At 70.5% G+C, this 16,648-nt stretch carries 16 protein-coding genes; 8 read left to right on the top strand and 8 right to left on the bottom strand.

What is annotated here, in order from left to right; genetic code table 11:
• Nucleotides 1-39: 39 nt before the first annotated feature.
• Nucleotides 40-378: a transcriptional regulator WblA gene (gene wblA, locus ACIQTP_RS30375; protein ID WP_028799159.1), complete on the top strand. Its 339-nt coding sequence runs from the start codon at nt 40-42 to the stop codon at nt 376-378.
• Nucleotides 379-530: 152 nt separating this feature from the next.
• Here wblA and ACIQTP_RS30370 read toward each other — a convergent pair whose 3' ends face one another.
• Together ACIQTP_RS30370 and ACIQTP_RS30365 are read right to left on the bottom strand one after the other, a co-directional pair.
• Nucleotides 531-2,156 carry an ArsA-related P-loop ATPase gene (locus ACIQTP_RS30370; RefSeq protein ID WP_403405651.1) on the bottom strand — a complete coding sequence of 542 codons (1,626 nt, stop codon included), beginning with the start codon at nt 2,154-2,156 and terminating at the stop codon, nt 531-533.
• Nucleotides 2,153-3,130, bottom strand: a complete 978-nt coding sequence (locus tag ACIQTP_RS30365) for an ArsA family ATPase (RefSeq protein ID WP_403405649.1) — start codon at nt 3,128-3,130, stop codon at nt 2,153-2,155. The genes ACIQTP_RS30370 and ACIQTP_RS30365 overlap by 4 nt, the downstream gene beginning before the upstream one ends.
• A gap of 95 nt (nt 3,131-3,225) precedes the next feature.
• On the opposite strand from ACIQTP_RS30365, the gene ACIQTP_RS30360 reads away from it, so the two are divergent.
• The 4 genes from ACIQTP_RS30360 (at nt 3,226) to ACIQTP_RS30345 (ending at nt 5,659) form a co-directional block, all read left to right on the top strand.
• Entirely contained in the window at nt 3,226-3,387 is a 162-nt protein-coding gene (locus tag ACIQTP_RS30360; protein ID WP_075033571.1) for a DUF4177 domain-containing protein, read from the top strand.
• Entirely contained in the window at nt 3,384-3,854 is a 471-nt protein-coding gene (locus tag ACIQTP_RS30355; RefSeq protein WP_402039269.1) for a RidA family protein, read from the top strand. Before ACIQTP_RS30360 ends, ACIQTP_RS30355 begins: the two co-directional genes overlap by 4 nt.
• A gap of 108 nt (nt 3,855-3,962) precedes the next feature.
• Complete coding sequence (locus tag ACIQTP_RS30350) at nt 3,963-4,832, top strand: NUDIX hydrolase (protein ID WP_402039270.1); 870 nt, start codon at nt 3,963-3,965, stop codon at nt 4,830-4,832.
• Nucleotides 4,829-5,659, top strand: a complete 831-nt coding sequence (locus tag ACIQTP_RS30345; RefSeq protein ID WP_403405645.1) for an MBL fold metallo-hydrolase — start codon at nt 4,829-4,831, stop codon at nt 5,657-5,659. Before ACIQTP_RS30350 ends, ACIQTP_RS30345 begins: the two co-directional genes overlap by 4 nt.
• Before the next feature lie 133 nt (nt 5,660-5,792).
• Here ACIQTP_RS30345 and ACIQTP_RS30340 read toward each other — a convergent pair whose 3' ends face one another.
• A complete protein-coding gene (locus ACIQTP_RS30340) occupies nt 5,793-6,467 on the bottom strand; it encodes a Crp/Fnr family transcriptional regulator (protein WP_006382668.1) in 675 nt (224 codons plus the stop codon).
• Nucleotides 6,468-6,743: 276 nt separating this feature from the next.
• Between ACIQTP_RS30340 and nth the strand changes: the two genes are divergently transcribed.
• The 3 genes from nth to ACIQTP_RS30325 all read left to right on the top strand — a co-directional run bounded on the left by nth (nt 6,744) and on the right by ACIQTP_RS30325 (nt 10,084).
• Nucleotides 6,744-7,931, top strand: a complete 1,188-nt coding sequence (gene nth / locus ACIQTP_RS30335; protein ID WP_403405641.1) for an endonuclease III — start codon at nt 6,744-6,746, stop codon at nt 7,929-7,931.
• 280 nt (nt 7,932-8,211) lie between these two features.
• A complete protein-coding gene (locus ACIQTP_RS30330) occupies nt 8,212-8,871 on the top strand; it encodes an NUDIX hydrolase (protein WP_403406103.1) in 660 nt (219 codons plus the stop codon).
• A gap of 13 nt (nt 8,872-8,884) precedes the next feature.
• Complete coding sequence (locus ACIQTP_RS30325; RefSeq protein WP_403405638.1) at nt 8,885-10,084, top strand: MarP family serine protease; 1,200 nt, start codon at nt 8,885-8,887, stop codon at nt 10,082-10,084.
• Nucleotides 10,085-10,117: 33 nt separating this feature from the next.
• Here ACIQTP_RS30325 and ACIQTP_RS30320 read toward each other — a convergent pair whose 3' ends face one another.
• From ACIQTP_RS30320 to acs, 5 genes are all read right to left on the bottom strand, one after another.
• Nucleotides 10,118-10,297, bottom strand: coding sequence for a hypothetical protein (locus tag ACIQTP_RS30320; RefSeq protein WP_075033566.1), 180 nt, complete (start codon nt 10,295-10,297; stop codon nt 10,118-10,120).
• Nucleotides 10,298-10,447: 150 nt separating this feature from the next.
• Nucleotides 10,448-11,398 (bottom strand): alpha/beta fold hydrolase, encoded by a 951-nt coding sequence (locus tag ACIQTP_RS30315; RefSeq protein WP_054237406.1) that lies wholly within the window; start codon nt 11,396-11,398, stop codon nt 10,448-10,450.
• Nucleotides 11,395-11,871 carry a phage holin family protein gene (locus ACIQTP_RS30310; RefSeq protein WP_403405633.1) on the bottom strand — a complete coding sequence of 159 codons (477 nt, stop codon included), beginning with the start codon at nt 11,869-11,871 and terminating at the stop codon, nt 11,395-11,397. Before ACIQTP_RS30310 ends, ACIQTP_RS30315 begins: the two co-directional genes overlap by 4 nt.
• Before the next feature lie 204 nt (nt 11,872-12,075).
• Nucleotides 12,076-13,473, bottom strand: a complete 1,398-nt coding sequence (gene nhaA / locus ACIQTP_RS30305; RefSeq protein WP_402039274.1) for a Na+/H+ antiporter NhaA — start codon at nt 13,471-13,473, stop codon at nt 12,076-12,078.
• 676 nt (nt 13,474-14,149) lie between these two features.
• Nucleotides 14,150-16,150: an acetate--CoA ligase gene (acs, locus tag ACIQTP_RS30300; RefSeq protein ID WP_403405630.1), complete on the bottom strand. Its 2,001-nt coding sequence runs from the start codon at nt 16,148-16,150 to the stop codon at nt 14,150-14,152.
• Nucleotides 16,151-16,648: the final 498 nt, after the last annotated feature.

Here is a 16,648-nt window from a genome sequence, read left to right as displayed (position 1 = left end):
CCGTGGGGGAGCCTCGATTCGGGAGAGGACGGCGCCGGTATGGGCTGGGTAACCGACTGGAGTGCGCAGGCGGCCTGCCGCACTACCGATCCGGATGAACTGTTCGTTCAAGGAGCAGCGCAGAACAGGGCGAAGGCAGTGTGCACCGGATGTCCGGTACGCACGGAGTGCCTCGCCGATGCGCTCGACAATCGCGTCGAATTCGGCGTGTGGGGTGGCATGACGGAGCGGGAGCGTCGCGCATTGCTGCGCAGGCGTCCCACCGTCACCTCGTGGCGTCGCCTGCTGGAGACCGCGCGTACCGAGTACGAGCGCGGCGCGGGCCTGCTGCCCCTCGACGAGGAAGAGGTGTACGAGCGCTACGCGGCGGTGGGCTGAGGGCGCCACGGAGGGCGTCCCGCGGGGCCACCTCGGCCCGCGTGACCCACCCACCGCCTCGGACCCACTCGCCTCAGGCCATCTCAGGCCCGGCCACGAGCTCGTGACAGCTCATGACTCAGGGCCGGCCTCGGGCCCGTGGACGGCGCCGCTCAGGCGCCGGTCTCAGGCAGCTCCGGCCGGTTGGCCGCGAGCCGTTCTCCGATGTCCCGCAGTCCAGCGAGATCGTGTACGTCGCCGGGCAGCGCGGCCACTTCGGCAACCGCCACCTCTGGGTGGAGCGCGGCGAAGCGGTCACGCGTGCGCTGCTCGCGGGAGAGCAGCTGCATGCGCTCGGCGTGCAGCCTCAGCAGGCCTGCGGTGAGTTGTTCGACGGTCCGGTGCCCGTGCGGCGGCGTGTCGGTCGGTGCGTCGGTCCTGTCCGTGGCGTCTGTGCTGTCCGTGGCGGCGGGGGAGCCTTCATCGGAAGCGTCGGAGCCGACTGGACCTTCGGAGCCGTCGGGAGCTGATGTTTCGGAAGCGGGAGATTCTGAACTGCCGTACGTGTCGGGAGAGTTACGAAGTCCAGCTTTCCCGCCCTCCTGATCCACAATGCGGGTGTCGTCAAGATTTTCTACAGCTGTGGATTCAAGATCTTCCGCAGGGTGGGGATCAAGGCCGCCGACGGCCCCAGCGGCGAGATCCTCGGCGCCCCCGGCACCTGGATCCCCGGCTGCCCCGGCAACCGGATCCCCGGCGGCCGCGGTACGGGGATCCCTGCCGCCCTCGGCACCGGGATCTGTGTCCCCTTCGGCCGCGAGTTCACCGGCGGTCTCGGCCGCGAGATTTTCCGCGGTCTCGGCATCGAGGTTCTCCGCCGCCGCGAGCGCCCGCTCGGCGGACAGCTGGGCGGCACCGCTGCCGTGCACCCGGTTGAGTACGAGGCCAGCGAACGGCATGTCCTCGGCCGCCAGCCGCTCCACGAAGTACGCGGCCTCGCGCAGCGCGTCCCGCTCCGGGGCCGCCACCACCAGGAACGCCGTCCCGGGCGCCTGGAGCAGCTTGTACGTGGCGTCCGCGCGCGTACGGAAGCCCCCGAACGTCGTGTCCATCGCCGCCACGAACGTCTGCACGTCCTTCAGGAGTTGTCCCCCCAGCAGCTTCCCCAGGGTGCCGGTCATCATCGACATCCCGACGTTCAGGAACTTCATCCCCGCACGCCCGCCCAGCTTCGCCGGGGCCGTCAGGAGCCGGATCAGCCGTCCGTCGAGGAAGGACCCGAGCCGCTTGGGCGCGTCCAGGAAGTCGAGCGCCGAGCGGGACGGCGGCGTGTCGACGACGATCAGGTCCCACTCGTCCCGGGCCCGCAGCTGCCCCAGCTTCTCCATCGCCATGTACTCCTGCGTGCCCGCGAAGCCCGCCGAAAGCGACTGGTAGAAGGGGTTGTTCAGGATCACGGCCGCCCGCTCGCCGTCCGCGTGCGCCTCGACGATCTCGTCGAACGTGCGCTTCATGTCGAGCATCATGGCGTGCAGCTGGCCGCCCGCGGAGTCGTCGATGCCCTTCACACGGCGTGGGACGTTGTCGAGGGAGTCGATGCCCATCGACTGGGCGAGCCGGCGCGCCGGGTCGATGGTGAGAACGACCACCTTGCGGCCGCGTTCGGCGGCGCGCAGCCCCAGCGCCGCCGCCGTGGTCGTCTTGCCGACGCCGCCCGAGCCGCAGCACACCACGATGCGGGTGTCGGGGTCGTCGAGCAGTGGGTCGAGGTCGAGTACGCGGGCCGGTTCCAGACTCATGAGATCCCTTGAGTGCGCAGTTCCGTGGCGAGCTCGTACAGGCCCGCCAGGTCCATTCCCTCGGCGAGCAGGGGGAGTTCGTGCAGCGGGAGGTCCTGTTCGGTCAGGACGGCCCGCTGCTCGCGCTCCAGGGTGTGCCGCTCGGCGTACTCCTCGGCCTGTTCCAGGAGGGGCCCGACGAGCCGCTCGGCGTTCCCGCCGCGGCGGGCGCCGCCGAGCCCGGCCGCCGAGAGCGACTTGGCGATGGCGCTGCGCGCGACGGCGCCCGTGAGCTCCAGGTCGACGTCGTCCAGGAGAGCGGGCCGCACCATGTTCACGATGATCCGTCCCACCGGCAGCTTCGCCGCCCGCAGCTCGGCGATGCCGTCCGAGGTCTCCTGGACGGGCATCTCCTCCAGCAGCGTCACCATGTGCACCGCCGTCTCCGGCGACTTCAGGACGCGCATCACCGCCTGCGCCTGATTGTGTATCGGGCCGATCTTGGCGAGCCCCGCGACCTCCTTGTTGACGTTCAGGAAGCGTGTGATCCGTCCCGTGGGTGGCGCGTCCATGACGACGTAGTCGTACGCGAACCGCCCGCTCTTGTCCTTCCTGCGTACGGCTTCACACGCCTTGCCCGTGAGGAGCACGTCCCTTACGCCGGGCGCGATGGTGGTCGCGAAGTCGATGGCGCCGAGCTTCTTCAGGGCCCGGCCGGCGCTGCCCAGTTTGTAGAACATCTGGAGGTAGTCCAGAAGGGCCAGTTCGGGGTCGATGGCGAGGGCGTACACCTCCCCGCCCCCTGGAGCGACGGCGATCTTCCGCTCCTCGTAGGGCAGCGCTTCTGTCTCGAAGAGCTGCGCGATGCCCTGCCTGCCCTCGACCTCGACGAGGAGGGTGCGCTTGCCCTCGGTTGCGAGGGCGAGCGCGAGGGCTGCGGCTACCGTGGTCTTGCCGGTACCGCCCTTGCCGCTGACGACCTGGAGCCTGCTCACGTCTTCGAGCCTAACCAGTCCGCCGCCGTACTACGCAGGAGGCTGTGGACAACGTGCGCGCGAGGCCCCCCGCGGCAACGACTACAGTCGGCGACATGACCAAGTGGGAATACGCAACCGTGCCGCTGCTCGTCCATGCCACGAAGCAGATTCTGGACACCTGGGGCGAGGACGGCTGGGAGCTCGTCCAGGTCGTGCCCGGGCCGAACAACCCCGAGCAGCTGGTGGCCTACCTGAAGCGCGAGAAGTCGGCATGAGCGGCGCCGTCGAGGCGAAGCTGGCGGAGCTCGGCCTGACGCTGCCGGGCGTCGTTCCGCCGCTGGCCGCCTATCAGCCCGCCGTGCAGTCCGGCGTGTACGTCTTCACGGCGGGCCAGCTGCCGATGGTGGACGGCAAGCTTCCGGTCACCGGCAAGGTGGGCGCGGAGGTCACGGCCGAGGAGGCCAAGGACCTGGCCCGCATCTGCGCGCTGAACGCGCTGGCCGCGGTCAAGTCCGTCGCGGGCGACCTCGACCGCATCGCGCGTGTCGTGAAGGTCGTCGGCTTCGTGGCCTCGGCCTCGGACTTCACCGGCCAGCCGGGTGTCCTGAACGGCGCGAGCGAGCTCCTGGGCGCGGCCCTGGGGGACAAGGGCGTCCACGCCCGCAGCGCGGTCGGCGTGGCCGTCCTCCCGCTGGACGCCCCGGTCGAGGTCGAGATCCAGGTGGAGCTGACGGGGGTGTAGGCGGTCGGGTCCGGCGGCGGTTTTCCTCGCCCCCGCCGCCCCCACCCCCGGCCCGGAGATCCCCATGGGCCCCTCGAACATTCGCCCGGCTCGGGATAGCCTCCGGCCATGGCGAATGGGCAGTGGTATCCACCGGAGTGGCCCGAGCGGATCCGCGCGCTCGCGGAGGGCACGCTGACCCCGGTACGCCCCAAGCGCGCGGCCACCGTCATGCTGCTCAAGGACACCCCGAGCACCCCCGTGGTGCACATGCTGCGCAGACGCGCCTCCATGGCCTTCGCCGGAGGCGCGTACGCGTATCCGGGCGGCGGCGTGGACCCACGCGACGACGAGCACCAGATCCGCTGGGCGGGCCCCACGCGCGCGTGGTGGGCGAAAAGGCTCGGCACCGACGAGACGTCCGCCCAGGCCGTCGTCTGCGCGGCGGTGCGCGAGACGTACGAGGAGGCCGGCGTCCTGCTGGCCGGGCCCACCCCGGACACCGTGGTCGGCGACACGACCGGCGAGGACTGGGAGGCGGATCGCGCGGCCCTGGTCGCCCGTGACCTCTCCTTCGCGGAGTTCCTCGACCGCCGCGGACTCGTGCTCAGGTCCGACCTCCTGGGCGTCTGGACCCGCTGGATCACCCCGGAGTTCGAAACCCGCCGCTACGACACCTGGTTCTTCGTGGCCGCCCTCCCGGAGGGCCAGCGCACCCGCAACGCCTCCACGGAGGCCGACCGCACGGTCTGGATCCGCCCCGCGGACGCGGCGGACGGGTACGACAAGGGCGAGCTCCTGATGATGCCGCCCACCGTCGCGACCCTGCGCCAGCTCATCCCGTACGACAGCGCCGCCGACGTCCTCGCCGCCGCGCCCGCCCGTGATCTGACCCCCGTCCTGGCCAAGGCCCGCCTGGAGAACGGCGAAGTCGTCCTCGCCTGGCCGGGCCACGACGAGTTCACCAAGCACATCCCGACCGGTGGAGCCTCCGCATGACCGACGCCGCAGCCCTCCCCGGCCAGCCGCGAGGCGGGGTCCTCTCCGGCTCCGCCACCTCGCGCGCCGTCAACGTGCTCGCGCCCAACGCGTCCGCGATGACCCTGGACGGCACCAACACCTGGATCGTCTCCGAGCCGGACTCCGACCTGGCGGTGGTGATCGACCCAGGGCCCCTGGACGACGTACATCTGCGCAATGTCGTGGACACCGCCGAGAAGGCGGGGAAGCGGGTGGCGCTGACCCTGCTGACGCACGGGCACCCCGATCACGCCGAGGGTGCTGGGCGGTTCGCAGAACTGACGGACACGAAGGTGCGGGCGCTGGATCCGGCGCTGCGGCTCGGGGACGAGGGGCTGGCGCATGGGGACGTCATCACCGTGGGCGGGCTCGAACTGCGTGTCGTACCGACTCCGGGCCACACCGCCGACTCGCTGTGCTTCCATCTCCCGGCCGATCGGGCCGTCCTGACGGGTGACACCATCCTCGGCCGCGGTACGACCGTCGTGGCCCACCCCGACGGCCGTCTGGGCGACTATCTCGACTCGCTGCGGCGGCTCAGGTCCCTCACCGTGGACGACGGCGTGCGCACCGTGCTGCCGGGGCACGGGCCCGTCCTGGAGGACGCCCAGGGCGCCGTCGAGTTCTACCTCGCCCACCGCGCTCACCGCCTGGCCCAGGTCGAGACGGCGGTCGAGAACGGCTACCGGTCGCCGGCCGAGGTCGTCGCGCACGTGTACGCGGACGTGGACCGCTCGCTGTGGCCGGCGGCGGAGCTGTCGGTCCGGGCGCAGATGGACTACCTCCGGGAACACGGCCTCATCTAGACGTCCGGGCGGCCGGTGGGCGCCCGGACGATACCGGCGGCGATACGGGAACCCGGCGATACCAGTGATACGAGAAGGGCCCCGCTGTGCGGCGGGGCCCTTCAGGTGCGTCGAAAGCCGGCGCGCGGTGCGGTCAGCGCGAACGCTTCGCGAGGCGCTCCACGTCCAACAGGATGACCGCGCGGGCCTCCAGGCGGAGCCAGCCGCGGCCCGCGAAGTCGGCGAGCGCCTTGTTGACCGTCTCGCGGGATGCGCCGACCAGCTGGGCCAGCTCCTCCTGCGTCAGGTCGTGCACGACGTGGATGCCCTCCTCCGACTGCACGCCGAAGCGGCGGGAGAGGTCCAGGAGCGCGCGGGCCACACGGCCGGGCACGTCCGAGAACACCAGGTCGGACATCTGGTCGTTGGTCTTGCGCAGGCGCCGGGCGACGGCGCGCAGCAGCGCGGCGGCAACCTCGGGCCGCGCGTTCAGCCAGGGCTGGAGGTCGCCGTGGCCGAGGCCGAGCAGCTTGACCTCGGTCAGCGCGGTGGCGGTCGCCGTGCGCGGGCCCGGGTCGAACAGCGACAGCTCGCCGATGAGCTCACCGGGGCCCAGGACGGCCAGCATGTTCTCGCGGCCGTCGGGTGAGGTGCGGTGGAGCTTCACCTTGCCCTCGGTGACCACGTAGAGGCGGTCCCCGGGGTCGCCCTCGTGGAAGAGAGCGTCGCCTCGTGCGAGGGTCACCTCACTCATGGAGGCGCGGAGCTCCGCGGCCTGCTCATCATCGAGCGCCGCGAAGAGCGGGGCGCGCCGCAGAACGTCGTCCACGAGTTCTCTCCTTGTCGACCTGCTCAGGGGATCTTGCTCCCCCGTGATACCAGGGGACCGTGTTCCCCATCTTGCTGGACGGTCCAAACAGTGTGATCAGTCACAAGTCTGCCGCACTGGCGTGCCGGGCAGTGCGGCAGGGGGCCAATTGGGGGCTGATCTTCTGGGTCCGGGGCGGATGTCGGTGGGGGGCTTTAGGCTGGCCGGGTGTCCAAAACGCCGGTGAGAGCACAGGCCAAGGGGGCTGGGCGGGTGGTTGTACGTCGCGATTCCGCTGTGGGCGAACAGAGTCCCGCCGAAAGTATGAAAACGACAAAAGCGACAAATTCGACGCCGGTGAAGCCGGTCGCGAAGAAGGCCGCGAAGAAGGCCGCCAAAAAGGCGACAGCCACGACCGGGAAGACGACAGGCGTGGCTAAAAAGGCGACGGCCACGATCAAGAAGGCGGCGACCACGTCCAGCAAGGCGACAGCCGCGTCCGAGGAGGGGGCGACCGCCTCCGAGAAGACCACCGCCTCCAAGAGGGCGGCTGCTTCCAAGAAGGCGGCACCGGCCAAGACGGCCGCTTCCAAGAAGACGGCCGCCACCAAGAAGGCGGCGACTGCCAGGACGGTCGCCAAGAAGGCGGCACCTGCCAAGACCGTGGCCAAGAAGGCGGCCCCCGCCCAAGTCGCCCCCAAGAAGGCGATCGTCGAGTCCCACGCCGCTCTCGTGCGCCGCGCCCGGCGCATCAACCGCGAGCTCGCCGAGGTGTACCCGTACGCCCACCCGGAGCTGGACTTCGAGAACCCCTTCCAGCTGGTGATCGCCACGGTCCTGTCGGCCCAGACGACCGACCTGCGGGTGAATCAGACGACTCCGGCGCTCTTCGCCAAGTACCCCACGCCCGAGGACCTCGCCGCGGCGAATCCGGAGGAGGTCGAGGAGATCCTCCGCCCGACCGGTTTCTTCCGGGCCAAGACCAAGTCGGTGATAGGGCTCTCCAAGGCCTTGGTGGAGGACTTCGGAGGCGAGGTCCCCGGCCGCCTCGAAGACCTCGTCAAGCTCCCCGGCGTAGGCCGCAAGACCGCCTTCGTCGTCCTCGGCAACGCCTTCGGGCGCCCCGGCATCACCGTGGACACCCACTTCGGCCGACTCGTGCGCCGCTGGCAGTGGACCGACGAGACGGACCCGGACAAGGTCGAGGCCGCCGTCGGCGCGCTCTTCCCGAAGAGCGAGTGGACGATGCTCTCGCACCACGTGATCTTCCACGGCCGCCGCATCTGTCACGCCCGCAAGCCCGCGTGCGGCGCCTGCCCCATCGCCCCGCTCTGCCCCGCGTACGGGGAGGGCGAGACGGACCCGGAGAAGGCGCGCAAGCTCCTGAAGTACGAGAAGGGCGGCTTCCCCGGCCAACGCCTCAACCCGCCGCAGTCCTACCTGGACGCGGGCGGTATCCCGGCACCCCCACTGGGCGCCGGATGACGGAACGAACACGGCGCCGCCCGGCGTTGGGGAGAGCAGAACGGGGGTGGCGATGACGCACGCGAGCAACACGCACAGCAGGCACGACGAGCCGGACACACACCGCACACAGAGCGAGCCCGGCACGCGCGGCACGCGGAACGAGACGGGTACGCACCGCACACAGAGCGAGCCCGGCACGCACGGCACGCGGAACGAGCCGGGCGCACACCGCACGTTCGACGGACCCGGCGCACACCCCCGCACCTACGAAGGCCCCGACTCGCACAACGGCCGGGTCGTGGTGACCAAGGACGGTCTGCCCGCCTGGCTCGACCCGGTCGTGCACGCCGTCGAGACCGTGGAACCGCTCCAGCTGAGCCGCTTCCTGCCGCCGGCGAACGGCGCGGGGCGGCAGTCCGCCGTCCTCATCCTCTTCGGCGAGGGCGCCCGCGGTCCCGAGCTGCTGCTGATGGAGCGTGCCAGCTCCCTGCGCTCGCACGCGGGACAGCCCTCCTTCCCCGGCGGCGCCCTCGACCCGCAGGACGGCGACCCGAAGGCCGACGGGCCGCTGCGGGCCGCGCTGCGGGAGGCCGAGGAGGAGACCGGGCTCGACCCGAGCGGCGTCCAGCTCTTCGGCGTGCTGCCGAAGCTCTACATCCCGGTGAGCGGCTTCGTGGTCACCCCGGTCCTGGGCTGGTGGCGCGAGCCGACCCCGGTCGGCGTGGTCGATCCGGCCGAGACGGCCCGGGTCTTCACGGTCCCCGTGGCGGATCTCACGAACCCCGCCCACCGTGCGACGACCGTGCACCCCAGCGGTCACCGAGGTCCGGCATTCCTGGTCGAATCGGCCCTGGTCTGGGGCTTCACCGCGGGGATCATCGACCGTCTGCTGCACTACGCGGGCTGGGAGCTGCCCTGGGACCGCGAGAAGCAGGTCCCGCTCGACTGGCGCGCATGACAGGGTGGCCCCCGTGAACGTGCTGGACATCCTGTTGCTGGTCGCCGCCGTGTGGTTCGCGATCGTGGGCTACCGCCAGGGCTTCGTCGTCGGCATCCTGTCGGTGATCGGCTTCCTGGGCGGCGGCCTCGTCGCCGTCTATCTGCTCCCCGTCATCTGGGGTGCCCTGACCGACGACACCAAGGTGAGTACGACCGCCGCCGTGGTCGCGGTGATCGTCGTGATCGTCTGCGCCTCCGTCGGCCAGGCACTCACCACCCACCTCGGCAACAAACTGCGCCGGTACATCACCTGGTCCCCGGCCCGCGCCCTGGACGCGACCGGCGGCGCCCTCGTCAACGTCGTCGCGATGCTCCTGGTCGCCTGGCTGATCGGCTCGGCCCTCGCGGGCACGACGCTGCCGACGCTCGGCAAGGAGGTCCGCGGCTCCAAGGTGCTCCACAGCGTCTCCAGCGCCCTGCCCTCGCAGGCCGACACCTGGTTCGCCGACTTCTCCTCGGTCCTCGCACAGAACGGCTTCCCGCAGGTCTTCAGCCCGTTCGCCAACGAACCCATCACCGACGTCCGGCCCCCCGACCCGGCGCTCGCGAACAGCCCCGTCGCCACCCGCGCGCAGAAGTCCATCGTCAAGGTGATGGGCACCGCGCAAAGCTGCGGCAAGGTCCTCGAGGGCAGCGGCTTCGTCTTCGGCGACCGCCGCGTGATGACCAACGCGCACGTGGTCGGCGGGGTCGACGAGCCCACCGTCCAGATCGGCGGCGAGGGCAGGAAGTACGACGCCAAGGTCGTCCTGTACGACTGGGAGCGCGACATCGCCGTACTCGACGTACCGAACCTGGACGCGCCCGCCCTCCAGTTCACCGCCAAGGACGCGACCAGCGGCCACAACGCGATCGTCGCCGGCTTCCCGCAGAACGGCGCGTACAACGTCCAGCCCGCGCGCGTGCGCGGCCGCATCACGGCCAACGGCCCGGACATCTACCACCGTGGAACCGTGCGCCGCGACGTCTACTCGCTCTACGCGACCGTGCGCCAGGGCAACTCGGGCGGCCCGCTGCTCACGCCCGACGGCAAGGTGTACGGAGTGGTCTTCGCGAAGTCTCTCGACGACGCCAACACCGGGTACGCGCTCACCGCGGACGAGGTCCAGCCGGACGCCACCAAGGGCCGTACGGCCGATCAGCAGGTGGACAGCGACAGCTGCGCGCTCTGACAGCGAAGGTGACGGGCGGCGGTGTGCGGGGGCTCAGCCTCGTGGGTGACGCAGCCGTACCGAAACCCAGCGGGCCCGGCGGCGCAAAATGCGCGGGATCCCCACTTGGGGGTCCGCGCCCGGCAACTGCGGGGTGCCCCTCTGATGGGAGCTCAGGCCCGTCGCCGAGCGGCGGTTGCGTGGTGCGTCACTGTAGTCGTGCGTCCAGCCCATACCTCGACGTCTGCCCCTGCCCCAAGGTCGATAACCGCGCCCGGGCCCCCCAATTGGCCTATGCGCGAGGCATTTGGCTGTTCGTAGGACAGGCGTTCGCGTCCGCATACCGGGCGGGCCACGGGCCGCAATCGGACAGTCACCGACGGGTCACCGGTCAGGCTCGGGATCCTTCAGCCAGTTGACCAATTCGGTCGAAAACGCCACCGGGTCCTCTTCGTGGGGGAAGTGTCCGAGACCGTCGAACAGCCGCCAACGGTAGGGCGCTTCGACGTACTCCCCGGAACCGGCCGCGCTCCGCGTCCGCATCACCGGATCGAGCGACCCGTGCAGATGCAGCGTCGGCACCCGAACCGGCCGCTTCATACGCCGGTTGAACTGGATCCCGTCCGGTCGCGCCATCGAACGGACCATCCACCGGTAGGGCTCGATCGCACAATGCGCCGTCGACGGGATGCACATGGCGCGGCGGTACGTCTCCACGGCCTCGTCGTCCGGCTGTCGCGGCCCCGACCAGTCCCGGACCAGACGGCCCACCAGGGCGCCTTCGTCGGCGACGAGTTGGCGCTCCGGGATCCAGGGCCGCTGGAACCCCCAGATGTACGAACCCGCCGCCGACTGCTTGACGTCGGAGAGCATCGCCGAGCGCCAGCGGCGCGGATGCGGCATGGACGACACGGCGAGCCGGCGGACGAGCTTGGGGCGCATCACGGCCGCCGTCCACGCCAGATAGCCGCCCAGGTCGTGTCCGACCAGCGCGGCGTCGGGCTCCCCGAGGGACCGTACGACCCCCGTGATGTCGAGCGCGAGGTTGGCGGGGTCGTAACCGCGCGGCGTGCGGTCGCTGCCGCCGACGCCGCGCAGATCCATGGCCACGGCCCGGAAGCCCGCGTCCGCGAGCGCCACCATCTGCCGGCGCCAGGTCCACCAGAACTGCGGGAAGCCGTGCAGCAGCAGGACGAGCGGCCCGTCGCCCATCTCGGCGATGTGGAAGCGCGCGCCGTTGGCGGCGACGTCCCGGTGGGTGACTTCTCTCCCGCCGGGGACGTCGAGCCGCACGACCGAGGTGGGTTGCGCCGAAGGGGTGGCGGGATCCGTCATGACGTCGAGCGTGCCACAACCTCGACCGCGTCACTCACAGGGGCGGTCCGGGGATGCGGTTTGGCGTTCTGGAGCACACCCGCGGTCTCCTTGACCGAGGCGGCGACCTTCTGCGGGCCCTTGCCCTTCTTCGCCTTCTTCGCGAAGACCAGGCCGATCAGCGCGAGGAAGGCGGCGACCAGCACGTTCGCGGCGAACGACAGGACGAAGCAGATCGCGAGATTCCAGTGGCTCCAGGTCCGGATGCCGTACGCCAGGGCGAAGTTCAGCATCGGGAGGGAGAAGATCAGCACCGCTCCGGCCGCGGAGAACGCGCCGCCGCTGACCGCGCCGCGCTTGACGTCCCGCTTGAGCTGCGCCTTAGCCAGCGCGATCTCGTCGTGCACCAGTGCGGACATCTCGGTCGTCGCCGAGGCGAACAACTGGCCGATGCTGCGTTCGGCGCCGACCGGGCTGCCGTCGGGTGCGCTCATCGCGGACTCCCTCTTCTGTATGTGCCTGCTCAGTACGGGCTGCTCTGTACGGTCTGGCTGCCAACGGTGCCGGCACGGCCCTGGCTGCTCCAGTGTCCGTATCGTCCACCGCCGACCGTCCGGCCCTGACCGTCCGGCCCTGACCGTCCGGCCCTGACCGTCCGGCCCGGACCATCCGATTCTGACCATCCGGTTCTGCTCAGATCATGCCGGACCGTCGTTCTCCTCGCTTGCCCCGCCCGCCACTTCGGCAAGCCTTCGGTGCTCGGCGGCCTTCCGTTCGTGGATCTCGGCCATCCGCAGGTGGTACGCCGGGTTGTTCTGCTCGTAGATGTCGGGGATGCCGTCGCTGTCCTCGTCGAGCTCCTCGGCCTCGTACAGCGCACGGTACTTGGCGTTGCGTACCTTCAGCAGTGCCGTGGCGAGCACGGCGGCTATGAGCGAGCCGATCAGTACGGCGGCCTTGACCTCGTCGGTGAGCACCGGGTCGTTCTTGAAGGCGAGTTCACCGATGAGGAGGGAGACGGTGAAGCCGATTCCGGCGAGGGAGGCGACGGCGAAGACGTCGGGCCAGACGAGATCCTCACTGAGCGAGGCCCTGGTGAACCGGGCGGCCAGCCAGGTCCCCCCGAAAATGCCCACGGCCTTCCCGACCACGAGCCCCAGCACGACACCGAGCGTCTCGGGCCGCGTGAACACGTCACCGATCGCCCCTCCGGAGACGACGACCCCGGCGCTGAAGAGCGCGAACAGCGGCACGGCGAGCCCGGCGGAAAGGGGCCGTACAAGATGCTCGATGTGCTCCCCGGGTGAGTGCTCCTCGCCCTCATGCCGGTGGCAGCGCAGCATCAGCCCCATCGCCACGCCGGAGATGGTGGCGTGGACGCCGCTGTTGTACATCAGCCCCCAGATGACGAGCGCGAGCGGCACATACACGTACCAGCCGCGTACGCCCTTGCGCAGCAGTACCCAGAACACGCCGAGCCCGACGACTGCCCCGCCCAGCGCGCCGAAGTCGATGTGGTCGGTGAAGAAGATCGCGATGATCAGAATCGCGAACAGGTCGTCGACGACGGCGAGGGTGAGCAGGAAGGCGCGCAGGGAGGACGGCAGGGAGGTGCCGATCACGGCGAGTACGGCGAGGGCGAAGGCGATGTCGGTGGCGGTGGGTACGGCCCACCCGCCGAGGGATCCGCCCCCGATCACATTGGTGACGGTGTAGACCAGCGCGGGCACGGCCATTCCGCACACGGCCGCGACGACGGGCAGTATCGCGGCCTTCGGATCGCGCAGATCCCCCGCCACCAGTTCGCGCTTGAGTTCGATACCGGCGACGAAGAAGAACACGGCCAGCAGTCCGTCCGCCGCCCAGTGCTGAACGGACAGGTTCAGCCCGAGCGCGGAGGGCCCGAGATGGAAGTGACTGACGGCGGCGTAACTGTCCCGCAGCGGTGTGTTGGCCCACACCAGCGCGGCAACCGCCGCGACGAGCAACAGCACCCCACCGACGGTCTCGGTCCGCAACGCCTCCGCGACGAAGTTCCGCTCGGGCAGGGACAGGCGTCCGAGGAGCTTGCGGTTGTTGGCGCTGGGCGCGGCCACGGTGGGACCTCCGGGTCGTTACGGCTGCTTACTGACGGCCGTCACACGGGATCGCTGACGACACCGCCGACCAGACTTCCCGGCACACCCTGAGGTCACCACTTTACCTTGCCATTACAGCGAGATATTTCGCGTTACAGACATATGGGTCGCGGTCGCAAGGGGATAGGTAGCCGCGTGGAAGGACTCTCACAGGTCCGTGCGGCACGGCCGTGGGCCATCACGTCCAGCCCTCGTCACGTCCAGCCCTCGTCATGTCCAACCTCGTTGTTGCCGAGGCGCGCCCCGCACGCCCCGCGAGGCCCCGACGGGCGCGGAGCCCGGCCGGAGCGGTGGTAGCCCGACTCGAGCCCCAGGAGGAGACCCCCGTGGAACTCGGCCGGGGCCGGGGCTGTACCGACCGGTTCCAGGCCCCAGCGGGGTCGCGCAAGCGCCGGGTGCGGACCCGCCGGGGTGCGGGGGCGGAGCCCTGCGTGGGCGCGGGCGCGGGGCGAGGCCCCAGCGATGTCGGGGCGCGGGCGCGGGCGCCCAGGGATGGGGGGACGGGGCGGCGTCAGGGGCGCTGAGGGCCGTCGCGTCGCGCTGCCGGGGGTGCGGGGCGGAGCCCCGCGAGGTTGGGGGTGTGGGGGCACGTAGTGCCCCCACACTCAAAAGGGGCGGGTGGGTGGGGAAACCCTCAGTCCTCGCTCGGCGCCGCCGGCAGCTTCTCCTGGATGAGATCCATCACCGTGGAGTCCGTCAACGTCGTGACATCTCCCAGCTCCCGGTTCTCCGCCACGTCACGCAACAACCGCCGCATGATCTTCCCGGACCGGGTCTTGGGAAGCTCGGCCACCGGCAACACCCGCTTCGGCTTGGCGATCGGCCCCAGCGTCGCCCCCACGTGATTCCGCAGATCCGCCACCAGCCCGGCATCCTCCGCGGAAGCGGTCCCCCGCAGAATCACGAACGCGACGATCGCCTGCCCCGTCGTCTCGTCCGCCGCACCGACCACCGCCGCCTCGGCGACCGACGGATGCGAGACGAGCGCCGACTCGACCTCGGTCGTCGAGATGTTGTGCCCGGACACGAGCATCACGTCGTCGACCCGCCCGAGGAGCCAGATGTCCCCGTCCTCGTCCTTCTTCGCTCCGTCTCCGGCGAAGTACTTCCCCTCGAACCGCGACCAGTACGTGTCGAGGAACCGCTGGTCGTCGCCCCAGATCGTGCGCAGCATCGAGGGCCACGGCTCGGTGAGCACCAGGTACCCGCCACCCCCGTTGGGAACCTCTCGCGCCTCGTCGTCGACCACGGTCGCCGAGATCCCCGGCAACGGCCGCTGCGCCGAGCCCGGCTTGGTCTCGGTGACCCCTGGCAGCGGAGAGATCATCATCGCGCCGGTCTCGGTCTGCCACCACGTGTCCACGATCGGCGTCCGGTCGCCACCGATGTGCTTGCGGTACCAGACCCACGCCTCGGGGTTGATCGGCTCGCCCACGGACCCCAGCACCCGCAGGCTGCTGAGATCGAACTTCGCGGGGATGTCGTCGCCCCACTTCATGAACGTACGGATCGCGGTGGGCGCCGTGTAGAGAATCGTCACCCCGTACTTCTGCACGATCTCCCAGAACCGCCCCTGGTGCGGCGTGTCCGGCGTCCCCTCGTACATCACCTGCGTCGCACCGTTCGAAAGCGGCCCGTACGTGATGTACGAGTGCCCGGTGACCCAGCCGATGTCGGCCGTGCACCAGTACACGTCGGTCTCCGGCTTGAGGTCGAAGACGGCGTGGTGGGTGTACGAGGCCTGCGTGAGGTACCCGCCCGAGGTGTGCAGGATGCCCTTCGGCTTCCCCGTGGTCCCGGAGGTGTAGAGGATGAACAGCGGCTGCTCGGCGTCGAACGCCTCCGGCGTGTGCTCGGCGGACTGCCGCTCGACGATCTCGTGCCACCACACGTCGCGGCCCTCGGTCCAGTCGACCTCCTGCCCGGTGCGCCGCACCACCAGCACCTTGTCGACCCCGTCGACCCGGCTCACCGCGTCGTCGACGGCCGGCTTGAGCGCGGACGGCTTACCGCGCCGGTAACCGCCGTCGGAGGTGATGACCAGCTTGGCGTCCGCGTCCTGGATGCGCGTGGCGATCGCGTCCGCGGAGAATCCACCGAAGACGACCGAATGCGCCGCGCCGATCCGTGCGCACGCCAGCATCGCGATGACGGCCTCGGGGATCATCGGCAGATAGACGGCGACCCGGTCGCCCTTTCCGACGCCCAGCTCGATCAGTGCGTTGGCGGCCTTGCTCACCTCGTCCTTGAGCTCGGCGTAGGTGATCGCCCGGCTGTCACCCGGCTCGCCCTCGAAGTGGATGGCGACCCGGTCGCCGTTCCCGGCCTCCACATGCCGGTCGACGCAGTTGTACGCGACGTTCAGCTTCCCGTCGGCGAACCACTTCGCGAACGGCGGATTCGACCAGTCCAGGGTCTCGGTCGGCTCGGTGGCCCAGGTCAGCCGGCGGGCCTGCTCGGCCCAGAAGCCGAGCCTGTCAGCCTTGGCCTGCTCATACGCCTCCGCGGTGACATTGGCGTTCGCCGCCAGGTCGGCGGGCGGCGCGAACCTGCGCTCTTCCTTCAGCAGGTTGGCCAGGCTTTCGTTGCTCACGACATCTCCCTTTCCCAGGGTGTCCGTTGTGTCCCAGGCCACAGCTCATCAGACCGGGGGCCTCGATGACAAGGGCCGATCTCAAATTGGTTTAGACCTGTCGAGGAGCTGAGGTCCCTTCAGGAGTACGCACCAGGCACGCACGGGGTACGCACTCCGAGCCACGTACGGACAGGCACCCGGGTTCACCCGGCAACCTTTCCCGTGACCGCCCCCACGTGGACGCCCTGACACATGCGACGCCCGGGCGTGTCGCGGCCCCTCACACCCGGCCCCCACACCCGCCCCCTACACACACCCGCCCACACACACCCGCCCCCCCCCACACACACCCGGCCCCCACACTCAACGTCACGCCCGGCCCACACAAGGGAGCCCCGTGCCTGTGCACCCGCCGCGTCCATACGTACGGCGTGGGGGGGGGGCCCCCCCCCCCCCGGGGCCCCCCCCCCCCCCCCGCGGACCCCCGGGCCCCCCCCCCCCGGGGGGCGCCCCCCCAGACACACCCCCACACAAACCAAAAAAAAACACCGCCCCGCG

Origin of the sequence: Streptomyces sp. NPDC090798, assembly GCF_044768965.1 — a bacterium.
GTDB lineage: Bacteria > Actinomycetota > Actinomycetes > Streptomycetales > Streptomycetaceae > Streptomyces.
Note: the sequence above shows the minus strand (reverse complement) of the source record. Positions and strands in the feature narration are given on the sequence as shown.